Genomic DNA, 16,181 nt, shown 5'->3' with positions numbered 1-16,181 from the left:
TTGAACCATAGTCAACGATTGGTGTCTCTACCAGTCGGAACCCGAAAATAATGGCCGATCCGCGTGGCGATCGCCGTCTCCCGATCCGGCGGCGATCCGGACGTCGACGCTACAGCGTACTGTTGACCCGCGATTCGGCTTCGTCGACCGCGTCCTGGGGATCTTTCTCTCCGAGCGCGGCGGCCGAGAACTCCGTGTCGATGATGTCGGCGATCTCGGTGGCCTTGGGAATCACCGGCGGCCGCCAGAGGTCTTCGGCGACGACGTCGTACATGTCGTACAGCTGCACCAGTAGCGGGTTGTTCGACTGGAACTCGTCGTCGGCCTGGAGCTCTTCCATCGCCTCGGTGTGCGGGACGAGTACGGTCGTGTTCCGGAGGAAGTCCTGCTGGAACTCCTTGTTGAGGATGACCGATGCTAAGTCGAGCGCGGCTTGCTGTTCCGTGTCGCTCTTTCCGGGGGTCGTGATTCCGAGGCCGTGGAACGTGAACAACCCGCCGTCCGCGGGCGCGTGGGCGATGTCGATCGTGTCCTCACTCACCCAGTCTTCACCCATGTTCTGGATGAGGCGCAGCGCCGACCCGGAGCCGAAGTAGATCCCCGTATCTCCGGCACCGAACTGTTCGGCGGCGGGCTGCCACTCGCCGGTCCAGGTGACTTCCGGAAGTACGCCGTCGTCGGTCAACTGCCGGAACCGTTCGAGCAGTTCGACCGTCGTGGACGTGTTGAACGCCGCCTCGCTGTTGTCGTCGGTGAGGACGTCGACGCCTTCCGACTTGAACCAGGGCCACAGCAGGTAGTCGAACCGGATGAACGTGAGCCCGAACTCCGCGCCGGAGTTCTCGACGAGCTCCTCCGCCGCGTCGAGGTACTCGTGGGTCGACCACGGCTCCTCGAACGTCGGCGGATCGATGCCCGCTTCGTCGAACCACTGCGTGCGGCAGGCGGTCATGTTCGTCCCCATGTAGAATGGCAGCTGGTACAGCGTGCCGTCGTACTGGTTCAGTTCGAGCGCCGTGTCGTCGTACTGCTCGAGGAGTTCGTCGTCGGCCAGCTCCTCGATGTCGGCGAACACGCCCTCTTCGGCGTATCTGGCGTAGGCGCCGAACTGCGTGTCGAACACGCTCGGCGGATTGCCGGACTGGAGTCGCGACTGGAAGAACGAGATAATATCTTCCGTTTTAGGCCCCCGGTCGATCGAATCGCCCTCGAGGCCGTCGTACTCGTCGCCGAACTCGTCCTCGAAGGTCGGGATGATCTCTCCCGTGATCGTCTCCTCCCAGAAGGGGAGGTTCCAGGTGTACACCTCGATCGGATCCGAAATGCCCTCTTCGCTGTCACCGCCGCCGCCGAGGCAGCCGGCGAGGCCGGCCGCGGCGCCGGCCGCAACCCCTTTGAGGTAGGTCCGTCGACTACCCACCGGTATGCTTTCTCGTGTCATCATTCGTGAACAGAACCTTCTATTATTTATATCTAGTGACGGTCTGACGGTTCGATCGGCGCCGATCCATCGTTTCGGACCGGTACACTCGCACTCTTCGCCCGCAGGTGACGCTCCGTCGGAATCGATTGGTACGGCAAGTCGGCGCGCTGAGGCCGTCGCCGTCCCGATTCGAACGGTCAGCTGAGCACCAGCGTCACCTCCGTATTCTGCCCCTTGAAGTAGAGGTGGTGTCGCCTGGTCTCGCTCTCGCCGCGCTCGGGGTGTTGGGCTTCGATCGTGAATTCCAGGAGGCTCTCGTCCCGGAACTCGAACTCGCCCGCCCCGTCGGTGGTCGTAGACTGGGTGTCGGGGACGCCGGCGATCGTCTGTGGCGACAGCGTCACGGTGGCGTTCGCGATCGGCTCGCCGTCGCCGTCGACGACCTGTCCGGTGACGTACCCGTCGCTGTTCGCCGCGGCGTACCCCTGTACGGGGATCGAGACGAGCAACAGAACCGCGAGCAGGATGGTGAACCGGTTGTACAGGAGCTGTCGGACCGAGATCGCTTCCGCGACGAGTTTCAGAAGTGGTGGCACGTTCATGGGTGGATCACGTCTTGATGCTGCTCATGACCGCGCTGCGGATGAAGTACTTCTGCAGGAGCAAGAACAGGATCAACAGCGGCAGCAACACCATGATGGTGAAGGCGTACTGCAGCGCGAAGTTCCCCGACATCTGGGACTGGAACGTCGCCAGCCCCAGCGGCAGGGTCACGTAGCTGTCCTGCGTCGCGATCAGTAAGGGCCACAGATAGCTGTTCCAGGAGAAGACGAACGCGAGGATGACGGTCGTCGACAGCGCGGCCTTCGAGAGCGGCCAGTAGACCCCGAAGAGGATGTACAGTTCGGACGCGCCGTCGAGACGCGCGGCGTCGACCATCGAGTCGGGCACCGCCTCGAACGCGCTCTTCAGCACGAGGATGTTGACGACGCTCACCGCGACGACGATCGCCAACCCCGGGTACGTGTTGATCAGGCCCAGGCGACGGGTGATCAGGTAGTCGGTGAGGAAGATCGTCTGGAACGGAACCATCATGGCCGCGACGATGAACCCCATGACGTACTTCTTCCCGTAGAAGTCCATCGAGAGCCCGTAGGCGGCCAGCGAACAGAAGATCAGCTGGCTCGCGACCGCCATCGCGGACACGATCACGCTGTTGATCGCGTACTGGGCGAACGGGATCGCGTAGTAGACGCGGACGAAATTGTACAGGCTCAGGTCGTCGATGATCAACGACGGCGGCGAACCGTACAGCGACTCGCTCGGCCAGACGGCGGCGACTCGAAGCAGCCAGTAGAACGGGAACGCGAACAGCGCCGCCGCGACCAGCGCCAGCACGAACAACCCCCCTTTGCGGAGCAGCGTCGCTCTGCTCCGGAGGGTCGCGTGGCGGACGAGTCGCCGCGGATCGCGGGCCGAAACGAATTCGTTGATTCCGCTCACGAGTAGCTCACCTGCTGGAGTTTCAGCCCGAGATACGCCACGGTGAACGTGGTGATCACCATGATCACGCTGAGAACCGCGCCGTATCCGAAGTCGTTGTAGGAGAACGACTGCTTGTAGATCCAGGTGAGGAGGATCTCCGTGGAGTAGCCCGGCCCGCCGTCCGTCATCACCAGAATCAGATCGAACAGGCGAAACGAGATGACGACGCCGACCAGCATGCAGACGCCGATCGTCGGCTTCAGAAGCGGCAGGGTGAGGTACCGGAACTGCTGCCAGCGGCTGGCGCCGTCGATTCGCGATACCTCGTACACCTGACGGGGGATCGTCTGCAGGCCGGCCAGGATGATGATGACGTAGAACCCGGTCGTCTTCCAGATGTGGACGAGAAACACCGAGAAGAGGGCCCACCTGCCGTTACCGAGCCAGCTGATCGGGTCGTCGATCAGTCCGACGTTCAGTAGCGCGTAGTTGATCACCCCCTGCTCGGTGTGAAACATGTACTGCCAGATGACCGCGATCGCGACCATCATCGTGATGTACGGGAGGAAGAACACGGAGCGAAACGCCTTCGACCCCGGGAACTTCTGGTTGAGCAGGATCGCGATGAACAGCGCCAGCGCGATACCGACGGGGATCGTCCCGAACAGGACGATGGTGTTGCGCAGTGCCGTCGGAAACACCGGATCCTGAAACGCCTGCGCCCAGTTCTCCAGTCCGACGAACGTCATCTCGCCGGTGTAACTCCGATCGAAGAACGTCAGCACGACGTTCCAGAACAGCGCGATGTACTTGTACACCAGCAGCCACGCCATGACCGGCGCGATCGCGATCCACGCGATCACGGTGTGCTGTTGCTTCTTCGATAGGTTCGCGTCGCCGGTGGCGAGTCGGCGCCACGTCCCCGGCGACCTCAACGACTCGCGATTCATCGGACGGACGCCTCCGTCGCGTCCGGGGTCCGCTTACTGATGATGCGCACCACTGCAATCATGTCTGAGTGTCACGTGAAACTCACTTACGCGGCTTCGATCATAATTCTTTGCCTACGTGTCCCGGACGGGTACGCGGCGCGTGCCGAACGGACGATAGCCGCCGGCGGCGCTTCGACGGCGACTTCGGGGCATTCGGTCGGAAAACGGCCCGTCCCCGTCGATCGCGACTCACCTGTCCTCGATCGTGAGCTGTCCGTTCGGGTGGGCCTCGTCGGCCGAGGCGGGTTCGCGATTTTTGATCGTCCGTCGGGACTCGGCGTCGAACACGTGGATCCGCTGTTCGGGTATCTCGAGGTGGATTCGATCGCCCGCTTCGACCTGGACGTACCCCGGGATGCTCGCCGTGTAGGTCTCCTGGCCGATGTCGAAATAGAGGAGGTGTTCCTTTCCGAGCGGTTCGATGACGTCGATTTCGACGGTGACGGAGGTGTCCGTCGGCGACTGTACGATATCGAAGTCCTCCGGGCGGATCCCGACGAGGATCTCCCGTCCGTCGGCGGTCAGTTCGTCGCCGAGAACGCTCGACGCGCCGTAGGAGAAGGCGTCGTGCTCGAGAGTCAGTCGATCGGCGGACGTGTCGGTCGTCGCGGGGATGAAGTTCATGCTCGGCGAGCCGATGAACCCCGCGACGAAGACGTTCGCCGGTTCGTAGTAGGCCTCGAGCGGCGTCGCGACCTGCTGCAGTTCGCCGTGGTTCATGATCGCGATTCGGTCGCCCATCGTCATCGCCTCGGTCTGGTCGTGCGTGACGTAGATCGTCGTGACGCCGAGGTCGCTTTGCAGGCGCTGGATCTCGGTGCGCATCTGCGAGCGGAGCTTGGCGTCGAGGTTGCTGAGCGGTTCGTCCATCAGGAACACCTCCGGGTTGCGGACGATCGCCCGACCGAGCGCGACGCGCTGTTGCTGGCCGCCTGAGAGTTCGCTGGGCATCTTCTCGAGTAGGTGGCCGATGTCCATGATGTCGGCGGCATCGTCGACGCGCTCGGCGATCTCCGTCTCGTCGAGTTCCCCCTGCATCTTCAGCCCGAAGGACATGTTCCCGCGGGCCGTCAGGTGCGGATAGAGCGCGTAGTTCTGGAACACCATGGCCAGATCCCGGTTTTTCGGTTTGGTCCGACCAATCTCCTCGTCGCCGAGGTAGAGGTTCCCGTTCGTGAGCGTCTCGAGCCCGGAGATCAGCCGGAGTAGCGTCGACTTCCCGCTCCCCGACGGGCCGACGAGGACCATGAACTCCCCGTCTTCGATCTCCATGGACACGTCGTCGACCGCGACGATCTCGCCCTCGTTCGGATCGCCGAAGACCTTTCGTATACTCTCTAGCCTCAGGGAACTCATTCTGTGGTAACGTCAACAGCTATCAATTATATAAGTTCCGGTGGATGTACTCGCTCGGGCGAGCTCCTCCCGCGGCGATCCCGTCCGATCGGTCGACGCGCCGATCGAGCGCGTCGAACCGGCCGCACACGCGGGCCGCTCCTGCTCGTCGGCCGCCGCTCGCCCTAGGTATATTAGCCCGTGCGGTACGTGTAGAACCATGACGGTAGAGATTCACTACAACGTCTACGGCTGTTTCCGCGATCCGCGCTCGGACATCGATCTCGCGAAGGCCGCGGTCGACGCCGGATTCGAGGGGATCTGGATCGGCGATCACTTCCTGCCGTGGATCGACTCGCGGCCGTACAGCCACCACGCCGCGTCCTGGCTCGGGTCGCTGCTGAGCGAGGTGCCCGAGGTTCCCGTCGGGACCTCCGTGACCTGTCCGATCGTCCGGTACCGGCCGCCGCTGGTCGCCCAGGCGTTCGCGACGCTCGACAACATGCATCCCGGTCGGGTGAACCTCGGCGTCGGCGTCGGCGAAGCCCTGAACGAGGTACACTTCGCGGACGGCGATTGGCCGGATTGGGACGCCCGCGCTCGCATGTTGGTCGAGGCGATCGACGTCGCGAAGCGCCTCTGGAACGAGGACGGGTACGTCGACTACGACGGCGACTACTTTCAGTACGAGGGGATCAAGCTCTACACTGAGCCGATGTCCGACATCCCCGTCCACTGGGCCGGGTGGGGGCCGAAATCGGTCCGGCTCGCCGGGCGCTTCGCGGATCACCTGCTGACGGTCGCACCCGCCGACCGGATCGAGTCCCAAATCGTTCCCGCATTCGAGGACGCCATGGACGCGGCGGGCCGCGACATCGAGTCGGCCGACGTGACGACCGAGTTCACCGCGAACGTCGGTGATCCCGACGTTCTCGTCGCGGAAATCCGCGAGAAGGGTGAGTATCTCCCCGTCGATACCGAACTCAACAACCCCGATCCACGATCGATCCAACGCGTCGCGGACCGGCGTCTCGACGACCGCTCCGACGCGGAACTCGTCGCGGAGTACAATATCACTGACGACCCGGACGACATCGTCGCGGCTCTCGAGGACCTCGAGGCCGCCGGCGTCTCGCGCGTCCTCGTCGGGTCGAAGTGTGGGGACCCGTACGAGACGATCGAGGCGTTCGGCGAGCACATCATCCCGCACTTCGCATGAGTTTCGATCGTTGCACCCGTGGATTTAATAGACCGGTCGCGCATCCTTTCCGCGTATGGAAATCACTGGCGTGAAAGCGCGTGCCGTCAACGTGAACGTCGTCGATCTGGAAGACGGAGGGCTTTCGCCCTACGTGACGAACCACGGCGCCGTCGAGGACGTCGATCGGGTGGTGGTCCGGGTCGACACCGATGAGGGGATCTCCGGATGGGGCGAAATGCGAGTATTCCTCTCTCCGGCGACGACGATCACGGCGCTGGAAGACGGCGTCGCGCCGATCGTCGAGGGCCACTCCCCCTTCGAGGTCGAGAGCCTGCGTCGGCTGCTGTTCATCGAGTACGCGAACGTCGACATGTTTTTTTCCGCCGTGGAGATGGCCTGTTGGGACATCGTCGGGAAAGCGCTCGAAAAGCCGATTTACGAGCTACTGGGCGGGTGGACCGCGCCGGGAACGACGACGCGGCGGCTGGACACTGCGTACGACCGGGAGAACGCCGTCGACGTGGCCTACTGTCTCGGCATTCTCTCGCCGGAGGAGTCCCGGATTCACGCCGCGAAAGCGGTCGACGAGGGGTTCGACGTGGTGAAGACGAAAGCGGGACGCGACTGGAAGCAGGACGTCGAACGGATCGTCGCGATGGACGACGAGGTGGACGGACGGCTCGACTTCCGGCTCGATCCCAACCAGGGCTGGCGCCTCGACGAGGCGATCCGCGTCGGCGCGGCCTTGGCCGACGCCGGCGTCTACCTCCAGTACCTCGAACAACCGATCCGGGTCGATACCCACCGATCGCTGGCGCGCCTCCGCCAGCGCACCCCGCAGCCGATCGGGCCGAACGAGGACACCTACGTCGCACACAACCTGCGCGAACTCATCGAACACGGCGCGCTCGACGTCGCCGTCGTCGACATGACGCCCGCCGGCGGTATCTCCGGGCTGCGGCAGGTCGCCGCGATCGCCGAGGACGCCGGCGTTCCGATGGCGCACCACTGCGCGTTCGACCTGGGGATTCGAACCGCGGCGATCCTCCACGCCGTCAGCGGAATTCCGGGGTTCACGCTGCCGCCGGACACCGTCTACTACGCGTGGGAGGACGACGTGATCGAGGAGCCGTTCGCGATCGAGGACGGGGCGATCGCGGTCCCCGACGAGCCAGGACTGGGGATCGCCGTGGACGAGGACAAGATCGCCGAACACCGGATCGCCGGCTGACCGCAGTCGGGGCTGTGCTGGCTCGGACGCCGACCGATCGAAGCGATCGCGACCGTCGAGTCGACCGCCATCGCGCTATCGGTTGCGCTCGTGAACGTCCCGTAGCAGCGACTCCAGTTCGTCGCCGAGCAGTTCGTATATCCGTTCGCCCTTCTCGGCGGACGCCAGGCCGGGATCGCCGATCGCGCCGGACGCGGAGTACTCTTCGAAGCCGCGGTACACCGCGAGCGGGCCGCCTTCCATCAGGTCCTTCGTTCCGAGATCGTACGGCTCGTTCAGGTACGTGCCGTCGAGGCGATCGCCGTCGACCAGGTCCTCGCGCAGGTACAACATGAGCGACGTCTCGAACTCGCCGCCGTGAGCCATCCCGCCGATCTCGCTCTCTCGGATCTCGTCGATGAAGCTCCTCGCGAGCCGGAAGTACGTGAGGCCCAGCACCTCGACGCCGGTGCGGTCGGCGCCGATCGTGCTGACGGCGCCGTCGATCAGCGACGCGTTTCCGCCGTGTCCGTTCAGCAGCACCACGGCGTCGAAGCCGTTCTCGAGCGCGGTGTCCGCGACGTCCTCGATCGCGGCCAGCATGTGCTCGAACTCCAGTGATACGGTCCCACCGAAGTGAAGGTGGTGGGGCGAAAATCCGCTCCAGAACGCCGGAAGCACGAGGATCGGAACGTCGTCGACCACCCGCTCCGCGCCGAGCGTCGCCACGGCCTCGACGAGGATGCTGTCGGTCGCCACCGGAAGGTGGTTGCCGTGCTGTTCGACGCTCCCGATCGGGACCACGAGCACGGAGCCGTCGCGATCGCCGATCTCGGTGATTTCGCCGTAGGTGCGGCTCGCGAAGGAGACGCTGCTGGCTACCGAATCTTCGAACGACATGTGTAGCGAATGCCCGGTGGACGGTAAAAAAGTTCCTCCCCGAACGAGAACCGGCGTCCTGGCGGGGGTACGACGAGTGGACGGGGCCTGCCCGTCGAGAACGGGCGTCACGCGACCGGTGCGACCGTCTTCGAGGCTCGATCGCGTCGGACGCCGACGTCGTTACGGCCGATCGGACCGGCGCGATCGATTTTCAACGATAGTGGAAATTCGGTCAGTAGTTGTACCGAATCGAGATGACGTTCGCCTTCCGTTTCAGCAGGGCGATGTACTCGCCGCACTGTGGCGGCGTCAGTCTGTTCTTGGGCGCGTTGATCCCCAGCGCGGCGACCGTGTTCCCGTCGACGTCGGTCAGCGGAACCGAGACGCTGCGGATGCCGACTTTCCGCTCCTCGTCCTCGATCGCGAACCCCTGCTGACGGATCCCATCGACTGCCGCGAAGAGCTCCGCTCGGTCGGTGATCGTGTTTTCGGTCGCCTCCGGCAGCCCTTGTCGGTCGATAATGCGATCGATCTCCGCATCCGACAGACTCGCGAGCAGCGTCTTCCCGAGCGACGTCCAGTGTAAGTACGTGTGCTCTCCGACGTGGATCTTGTCGTTGATGGCGTCTTCGCCCTCGATTTGCCATAGTTCGACTCGCCGTTCGTTCTCGACGACGCCGATGCCGACCGTCTCACCGGTTTCCTGACTGAGGTCGATCATCTCGCTGCGCGCCGCCGAGAATACGCTCATCCGTCCCCGGACTCGACCCCCGATGTCCAAGAATCGTAAGCTCAGGCGGTATCCGTCGTCGTCGGCGATCAGGTAGCCCAACTCTTCCAGCGTCCGGAGGTGTACGTGGACCGTACTCGTCGGCATATCGAGCGCCGCTGCGAGGTCGGAGACTCCTGTGCTCCCCGTCTCTTTCAACTCTTCAATGATGTTGAATCCTTTTACCAACGCGTTGATTCGTTGCCCTGACGATCCCGCGTTTTTCGTTCCCATATCACTATGATATCCAATACCAGTGAAAAATCCATCGAAAGTAGTATTCTTTTCCATCATCTCTGGATGCGGGGGCGGCAGAACTCGTGGCCCTCTCGACGCTTGTTGAGAACGCGCTTCATCCCCCACTGGCGACGCTGGACGTGGCGAGTCCGCCATCAACGAGGATGGTATCTCCCGGCGGGGCTTCGATTTCTCGAACCCGGTATGCCGCTCGAAAGCGGCGAGTGACGTTCGACTACTCGGACTGGCCTTCGTCTACGAGAGTCGGCGATTTCGCCGATCGGGACCGCAACGGGCTGTCGCGCACGCGGCCGCTCACTTTTTACAATAGTATGGATGTAAGTGTCCCAGCTGCGTATCGCCCTCGAGATAGTCGATCGCGCTTGAGAGGGTGCCGGCGGGAGATGCTGGTTGGAGCGATACACAGCTTGCGGCCGTCGCTTGGCAGCTACGAGACTTCGGTTGATATTAGATCCGTTGAACTGATCGGCGAAACGCGATACGTGGCTCTAGAATGACAAATTGAGTACTATCTCCCATATCAACATACAAATAGGATATCTGTGAATTCGACACCTTCGGATTCGATCCTCTCTTCTTCGCTAGCCGCTAATGCAGACCGCGCACGACGATGACTATCTACTTCCGAATCGAGATAATGCGTCTATCCGATCGGAACGCTTCGCAGGTGGCCCGTGGGATCTCCGAGCGTCGTGCATCGAACTCACAGCGGGACGAAGGGAGCGGCGGGCCGTAACCCGCCCTAAACCCGTTACTCACGCCGTCTAGGCGTGGTGTTGCGCCCGATTCCGCTCGTTTCCAAATACCTGGTCAGCAATAACCCCGTACCAAGCAGTTAGGTGACAATAACGAAATAGCATAAAGAATACTGCATTAGAACAACCGCAACGATCGAACGCGCCGTCGGGTAACCGGTGAGCGAATTTGACCGGTGAAATAGGTACAACATTTCTAATAGGTATAATAGGTGAAATAGGTAACTATCGCAACTGATTCACGCCGATTTGACATCGGCGATCGGCCGTTCTCTTCGATGTCGGTCCGCGTTTCGTCACGAACGCAGAGCGGCTGCTACCGATCGTTGCTGTGCTCGAACGGTGTCCGGTCAACGGCGTCCGTCGGCTATTCGCCTCCGGCTGCGTCAGTCTCTGTCACTGATTCGCGAGCGAGTGCTCCATCGACTCTCGTTGGATCCATCGCCGTCACGTTCGAGGTCGTCGAGCGGCCAGTCGTCGATCGCACTACGTGGCGAACGGCGCGATCACGTCCGACATTCGCCGGCCTGCCAGTAGATCGGGCGATCGACGTCCGCCGTTTTCCCGCGGTGCCGGCCAGTTCCCGCTTGCGACCGCGCGGGGACGTCGAACATGATTCCTCGACGCGATCGGGGTCGTCCCGGCCGCCGCTCGGCCGTTCACTCCTCCACGACGGGATTCGTGAGCGTCCCGATTCCCTCGATTTCGGCCTCGCAGGTCCGGCCCGGTTCGAGCAGGTCGACGGGGTCGCGGAAGATGCCGACGCCGCCCGGCGTCCCGGTCGAGATGACGTCGCCGGGTTCGAGCGTCATGTTCCCGCTGATGTACGAGACGACCTCGTGGACGTCGAAGATGAACTGCTCGGTGTTCGAGGACTGTTTCGTCTCCCCGTCGACGCGCAGTTCGACGTCGACGTTGTTGGGGTCGAACGCCTGGCCCGCGACGAGCGCCGGCCCCATCGGCGAGAACGTGTCGTAGCTCTTCCCGCGGAAGAACTGGCCGTCGGCGAACTGCGCGTCCCGTCCGCTCACGTCGTTGAGGATCGTGTAGCCGGCGACGTAGTCGTCGACCTCGTCCTCGTCGAGGTTCTTCGCCCTGCGTCCGATCACGATCGCGAGTTCGACTTCGTAGTCGACCTGTTCGCCCGCCGGGTGGACGATCGGACTGTTCGGGTTCGTCACCGTCGTCGGCGCCTTCGCGAACAGGAGCGGAACGTCCGGGAGCTCTTCGTCCTGTTCCTCGGCGTGATCGCGGTAGTTGAGCCCCACGCAGACGATCTTGGGGGGACGAGGGACCGGTGCCAAGAGGTTCACCTCGTCGGGGTCGATCGTCGAGAGGGTCCCGGTGTCGACGTGTTGCTCCAGCTGGTCGAGGTACCGTCGGTTCGTAAGGTCCTGGTACGAGGGCTCGCCCGCCGGAAGATCGGCGAGCGCGTGGATACCTGCATCGGTTTGTACGCCCCAGCTGGGGCCGGCACCGTCGGTGTATCGAACGAAGTGCATCGATCGTAAGAGACAACTCCGACGACTTAAACGTTGAGTTGAACGGCCGAGGCCGCAATATTTTTCGGACTCCGCCGACCACCGGCCGACGTTCCCTGTCGTTCCAGGACATATTTATCACTGAATCTACTCTGTATCGGCATATGGATTCGAACCCATCGAGACGTTCACTGGCAGTTCCCGAAGCGTCGATCAGCGAGGCGTGCGGCGAAACGCCCCTCCCGGAGCTTGGCGTGATCGAGCAAGTGTGGGAGACGAACCCGATACCGCCGGACGAGATCGCCGACCGCGCGGGAGAGGCGTTCGCATCGCTGCCCCTCGAAACCGTCCCCGACGGCGGCGAGATCGCGCTCGGCGTCGGCAGCCGCGGCATCGCGAACCTCGCTACGATCGTCGCCGGCGTCGTCGACGAAGCGCAAGACCGCGGCTACGAGCCGTTCGTGTTCCCGGCGATGGGCAGCCACGGCGGGGCCACTGCGGAGGGGCAACGCGAGATGCTGGCCGACCTCGGCGTCGACGAGTCGACCGTCGGCTGCGAGATCCGCTCGAGCATGGCGGTCGTCGAAGTCGGCCGGACCGCCGATCGCGACGTCCCGGTCGTCGCCGACGCGAACGCCGTTTCGGCCGATGCCATCGTGCCCATAAACCGGGTCAAACCGCACACCGACTTCGACGGCACCGTAGAGAGCGGCCTCTCGAAGATGCTCGTCATCGGGATGGGCAAACAGCGCGGGGCGAAGATCGCCCACGACTGGGCGGTCGACTGGTCGCTCCGGAACATGATCCCCGAAATCACCGAGCAGTTGCTCGACGAGTTGCCCGTCGCGGGCGGCGTCGCGATTCTGGAGGATCAGCGCGACGACACGACCCTCCTCGAAGGGGTGCCGCCGTCGGGGTTCCTCGACCGCGAGGAGGAGCTCCTCGAGCGGGCCTACGACTGTATGCCGACGCTTCCGTTTCAGGATATCGACGTGCTCGTCCTCGACTCCCAGGGAAAGGATATCAGCGGCCAGGGGATGGACACGAACGTCATCGGTCGCCGTCCGTTCGCCATCCAGGAGCCGGAGCCGGACCTCCCCGTCATCAAGCGGATCTACACGCGCGGCCTGACGGAGACGACCCACGGCAACGCGATGGGGATGGGGTCGGCCGACTTCGTCCACGCGGACTTGCTTCAGGAGATCGACATTCCAACGACGCTCATCAACGCGCTGACGGCGAGCACGACCAGGGGTGTCCGCCTCCCGCCGGCCGTTGAAACTGACCGTGCGGGCCTCATCGCCGCGCTGTCGACCATCGGCATCGTCGATCCCGAGACGGTCCGGGTCGTCCGCGCGCCGGATACCATGCACCTCCAGTACCTCTACGCCTCGACGGCGCTCGTCGAGGAGGCGCGCGAGCGCGAGGACCTTCGGGTGATCGAGGAGCCCTCGCCGATCGAATTCGAATCGGGCGACTTCGCGGCGCCGTCGCCCCGCGAGTCGGCCGCGCGTGACGGGCCGAGTAACGATTGAGAACGGAGCCGCGGATTCTCCTGTCGCTCGTCGATTCTCCCTGCTCCGAACGGTACCGATCCGACGGTTCGGAATTCGCGTCGCTTCTCGGTTCCGTCGAGCGAATCAGCTCGACGGCGAGTGCAACGTCCGGCCGTCAGATCTCGAGCTCGTCGATGGCGACGCGACGCTGTTCGTCCGCGGACTGATAGCTCGCCTCGGTGAGCTGGACGCCGCGCGCTCCGGCGGCGAAGTCCCACGGGAACGGCTCGTCCGAGACGACGTGTCGGATGAACTTCTTCCACTGGATTTTGAACGCGTTCTCCAGCTCCCGGTTGGTCGGCACGGGCTCCCAGTCCTCGTAGAAGTCGTGTTCCTTCGGCGTGTCGGGGTTCCACTCCGGCTTGGGGGTGTTGGCGTGGTGTTGGGTCTTGCAGTCGCGCAGGCCCGCGACGGCGCTGCCTCTCGTCCCGTCGACCTGGATCTCGAGCAGGTCGTCGCGGTTGACGCGAACCGCCCACGACGAGTTCAGTTGGGCGACGACGTCGTCTTCGAGTTCCATGATGGCGTAGGCCGCGTCGTCGGCCGTCGCCTCGTAGGCCTCGCCGTTCTCGTCGACGCGTTCGGGAACGTGCGTCTTCTCGAGACAGCGGACCGCTTCGACGCGACCGAAGAGGTTCTCGAGCACGTAACTCCAGTGAGAGAACATGTCGTCGATGATGCCGCCGCCGTCCTCGGCGCGGTAGTTCCAGGAAGGGCGCTGTGCGGGCTGGATGTGGCCGGTGAACACCCAGTAGCCGAACTCGACGCGAACCGAGAGGATGTCGCCGAAGAAGTCCTGATCGATCAGCCGCTGTAGTTTCAGCAGGCCGGGCAGCCAGAGCTTGTCCTGGACGATGCCGTGTTTGACGCCGCTTCGCTCCGCCGTTTGGGCGACTTCCAGCGCGGTTTCGAGGTCGCCCGCCAGCGGTTTTTCGCAGTAGACGTCCTTCCCGGCCTCCATGGCTTTCAACAGCGCCTCGGGACGTCGAGGGGTGACTTGCGAGTCGAAATAGATCTCGTCGTCGCCGTCGAGACACGTCTCCAAGTCCGGGTCGGTGAGCCAGCGGTCCACCCCGTGTTCCTCGCTCAGTTCCCGGAGCTTCCGCTCGTTCCGGCCGACCAGCAGCGGATCCGGCATGACCCGTTCCCCGCTCGGCAGCTCGACGCCGCCCTCGTCGCGGATCGCGAGGATGGATCGGATGAGATGCTGGTTCGTTCCCATGCGGCCGGTCACGCCGTTCATGATGATTCCGATTTCTTGCATAGCTACTACGTCAGTTATTGTTGACCGCTAAACTCTCAATAGTGTTTCGGTCGCGTGGTGATCGTCAGATCTCCTACACCTCGGACGTCGCGTTACAGGTCGAACAGCTCGAGCGCGGTTTGGCGCATGAGCCGTTCGCGATCGGCTTCCGATTCGACCACAGCCGCCGGTGTCGGATCCTGGCTGTGCCGCCCGGTCTCTCAGTGCTCGGGTAAAACGAACACCCGGAGATCGTTGACGTTCGTCCCGGTCGGACCGGTGACGATCGAGGCGTCCCGTCGATCGAGGAAGCCTCCGGCGTCGTTGTTCAGAAGCGCCGTCCGCGCCTCGGACTCCGGTTCGATCGTCTCCCGGGTCGCGAGAGCGCCGGCGGCGTCCGAGTTCCCGTCGATACCATCGGTGTCGACGCTCGCGACGACGACGTCGGGTTCGGACAGCTCCAGGGCCGCGCTCAGGGCGAACTCCTGGTTGGGACCGCCGACGCCGTCGCTCCGGATGGTGACGGTCGTCTCGCCGCCCGAGAGGAGGACCGTCGGCGGTGCGACCGGCGTTTCGGTGGCCACGCACTCTTCGGCGATGCCCGCGACGACTTTGGCCGCCTCCCGGGCCTCCCCGCGGATGCGCGAACTGAGCACCAGCGGCTCGTATCCGGCCTCTCGGGCCGTCTCGGCCGCGGCGTCTAGAGCCGTGTTCCCGTCCGCGAGGACGTACTGCGTTACCGATTCGAACGCGGGATCGTCCGGACCCGGCGTTTCCGGGTACGCGCCGTCCTCGCCCCGGCGAAGTCGGGTCTCGACCGCGTTCGGGACGTCGATGTCGTAGCGATCGAGGACCGACAGCGCGTCGGCGAACGTCGACTCGTCGGGGGCGAGCGGGCCGCTGGCGATCACGTCGAGCCGGTTGCCGACGACGTCGCTGAACGCGAACCCGAGGACCGTCGCTGGCGACGCGGCCGCGGCGAGTCGGCCGCCCTTGAACGCCGAGCAGTGCTTGCGGACGGCATTGATCTCGCCGATCGCGGCGCCGCTTCCCAGCAGTCGTTCGGTGGTGGAACGGAGACTCGAGAGGTCGATTCCCTCGGCGGGCGCGGGCATGAGGGCGCTTCCACCGCCCGTGATGATCGCGAGCACCAGGTCGTCGGCCCCGGCGGACTGGGCGATCTCGAGAATCCGCCGCGTGCTCTCGACGCCCCGCTCGCTCGGGAGGGGATGGTCCCCGGGGAGCACCTCGATCCGGTCCGTCTCGACCGGATTGTCGGTCACGACCGCGCCGCGATCGATCCGATCCCCCAGAACGGTTTCGAGGGCGCGCGCCGCCGTGGCGGCGGCGTTGCCACCGCCGACGACGACCACGTCCTCGGACGAATCGAGGTCGTACCGATCGCCCGCGACGACGAGCTGCGACCCGCGTACGGAAACCCGCTCGTCGATCACCGTCGCGGGTTCCGCGGCCTGGATGCCGGCGGCGATACACTCGAGCGCCAGTCGCCGATCCGGATCGGCGACCGCGTCTGCATCCGGAATCATACCCGTGAATGGGTCCTCCCCATACATAGCTGTCCCGACTACCC

13 protein-coding genes are annotated in these 16,181 nt (G+C 64.1%); 3 read left to right on the top strand and 10 right to left on the bottom strand.

The features are described from left to right. Positions 1–109: 109 nt before the first annotated feature. The 5 genes from MUH00_RS21385 to MUH00_RS21365 form a co-directional block, all read right to left on the bottom strand. Positions 110–1,441 (bottom strand): extracellular solute-binding protein, encoded by a 1,332-nt coding sequence (locus MUH00_RS21385; protein WP_247004319.1) that lies wholly within the window; start codon positions 1,439–1,441, stop codon positions 110–112. A 179-nt stretch (positions 1,442–1,620) separates the two neighbouring features. Then, complete coding sequence (locus tag MUH00_RS21380) at positions 1,621–2,025, bottom strand: carboxypeptidase-like regulatory domain-containing protein (protein WP_247004318.1); 405 nt, start codon at positions 2,023–2,025, stop codon at positions 1,621–1,623. 7 nt (positions 2,026–2,032) lie between these two features. Beyond that, positions 2,033–2,926, bottom strand: a complete 894-nt coding sequence (locus MUH00_RS21375) for a carbohydrate ABC transporter permease (protein WP_247004317.1) — start codon at positions 2,924–2,926, stop codon at positions 2,033–2,035. Then, positions 2,923–3,858 (bottom strand): carbohydrate ABC transporter permease, encoded by a 936-nt coding sequence (locus MUH00_RS21370; protein ID WP_247004316.1) that lies wholly within the window; start codon positions 3,856–3,858, stop codon positions 2,923–2,925. Before MUH00_RS21370 ends, MUH00_RS21375 begins: the two co-directional genes overlap by 4 nt. Positions 3,859–4,089: 231 nt before the next feature. Continuing rightward, positions 4,090–5,256, bottom strand: a complete 1,167-nt coding sequence (locus tag MUH00_RS21365) for an ABC transporter ATP-binding protein (protein ID WP_247004315.1) — start codon at positions 5,254–5,256, stop codon at positions 4,090–4,092. A 199-nt stretch (positions 5,257–5,455) separates the two neighbouring features. Between MUH00_RS21365 and MUH00_RS21360 the strand changes: the two genes are divergently transcribed. Continuing rightward, positions 5,456–6,454, top strand: coding sequence for an LLM class flavin-dependent oxidoreductase (locus MUH00_RS21360; RefSeq protein WP_247004314.1), 999 nt, complete (start codon positions 5,456–5,458; stop codon positions 6,452–6,454). Positions 6,455–6,509: 55 nt separating this feature from the next. Continuing rightward, positions 6,510–7,667, top strand: coding sequence for a mandelate racemase/muconate lactonizing enzyme family protein (locus MUH00_RS21355; RefSeq protein WP_247004312.1), 1,158 nt, complete (start codon positions 6,510–6,512; stop codon positions 7,665–7,667). A gap of 75 nt (positions 7,668–7,742) precedes the next feature. Here MUH00_RS21355 and MUH00_RS21350 read toward each other — a convergent pair whose 3' ends face one another. The 3 genes from MUH00_RS21350 to MUH00_RS21340 all read right to left on the bottom strand — a co-directional run bounded on the left by MUH00_RS21350 (position 7,743) and on the right by MUH00_RS21340 (position 11,812). Next, a complete protein-coding gene (locus tag MUH00_RS21350; RefSeq protein ID WP_247004310.1) occupies positions 7,743–8,546 on the bottom strand; it encodes a creatininase family protein in 804 nt (267 codons plus the stop codon). 214 nt (positions 8,547–8,760) lie between these two features. After that, positions 8,761–9,531 carry an IclR family transcriptional regulator gene (locus tag MUH00_RS21345; RefSeq protein ID WP_247004308.1) on the bottom strand — a complete coding sequence of 257 codons (771 nt, stop codon included), beginning with the start codon at positions 9,529–9,531 and terminating at the stop codon, positions 8,761–8,763. A gap of 1,438 nt (positions 9,532–10,969) precedes the next feature. Then, entirely contained in the window at positions 10,970–11,812 is an 843-nt protein-coding gene (locus MUH00_RS21340) for a fumarylacetoacetate hydrolase family protein (protein ID WP_247004306.1), read from the bottom strand. A 143-nt stretch (positions 11,813–11,955) separates the two neighbouring features. On the opposite strand from MUH00_RS21340, the gene MUH00_RS21335 reads away from it, so the two are divergent. Then, a complete protein-coding gene (locus tag MUH00_RS21335; RefSeq protein WP_247004304.1) occupies positions 11,956–13,326 on the top strand; it encodes a nickel pincer cofactor-dependent isomerase, group 22 in 1,371 nt (456 codons plus the stop codon). A 136-nt stretch (positions 13,327–13,462) separates the two neighbouring features. On the opposite strand, the gene MUH00_RS21330 is transcribed toward MUH00_RS21335, so the two are convergent. Both MUH00_RS21330 and MUH00_RS21325 read right to left on the bottom strand, forming a co-directional pair. After that, positions 13,463–14,611 (bottom strand): Gfo/Idh/MocA family protein, encoded by a 1,149-nt coding sequence (locus MUH00_RS21330; RefSeq protein WP_247004302.1) that lies wholly within the window; start codon positions 14,609–14,611, stop codon positions 13,463–13,465. A gap of 200 nt (positions 14,612–14,811) precedes the next feature. After that, the gene (locus MUH00_RS21325) at positions 14,812–16,137 is read right to left on the bottom strand and encodes a glycerate kinase type-2 family protein (RefSeq protein ID WP_247004300.1); all 1,326 of its coding nucleotides are present in this window, start codon (positions 16,135–16,137) and stop codon (positions 14,812–14,814) included. Positions 16,138–16,181: the final 44 nt, after the last annotated feature.

The organism is Halosolutus gelatinilyticus (genome assembly GCF_023028105.1).
Lineage (GTDB): Archaea > Halobacteriota > Halobacteria > Halobacteriales > Natrialbaceae > Halosolutus > Halosolutus gelatinilyticus.
Note: the sequence above shows the minus strand (reverse complement) of the source record. Positions and strands in the feature narration are given on the sequence as shown.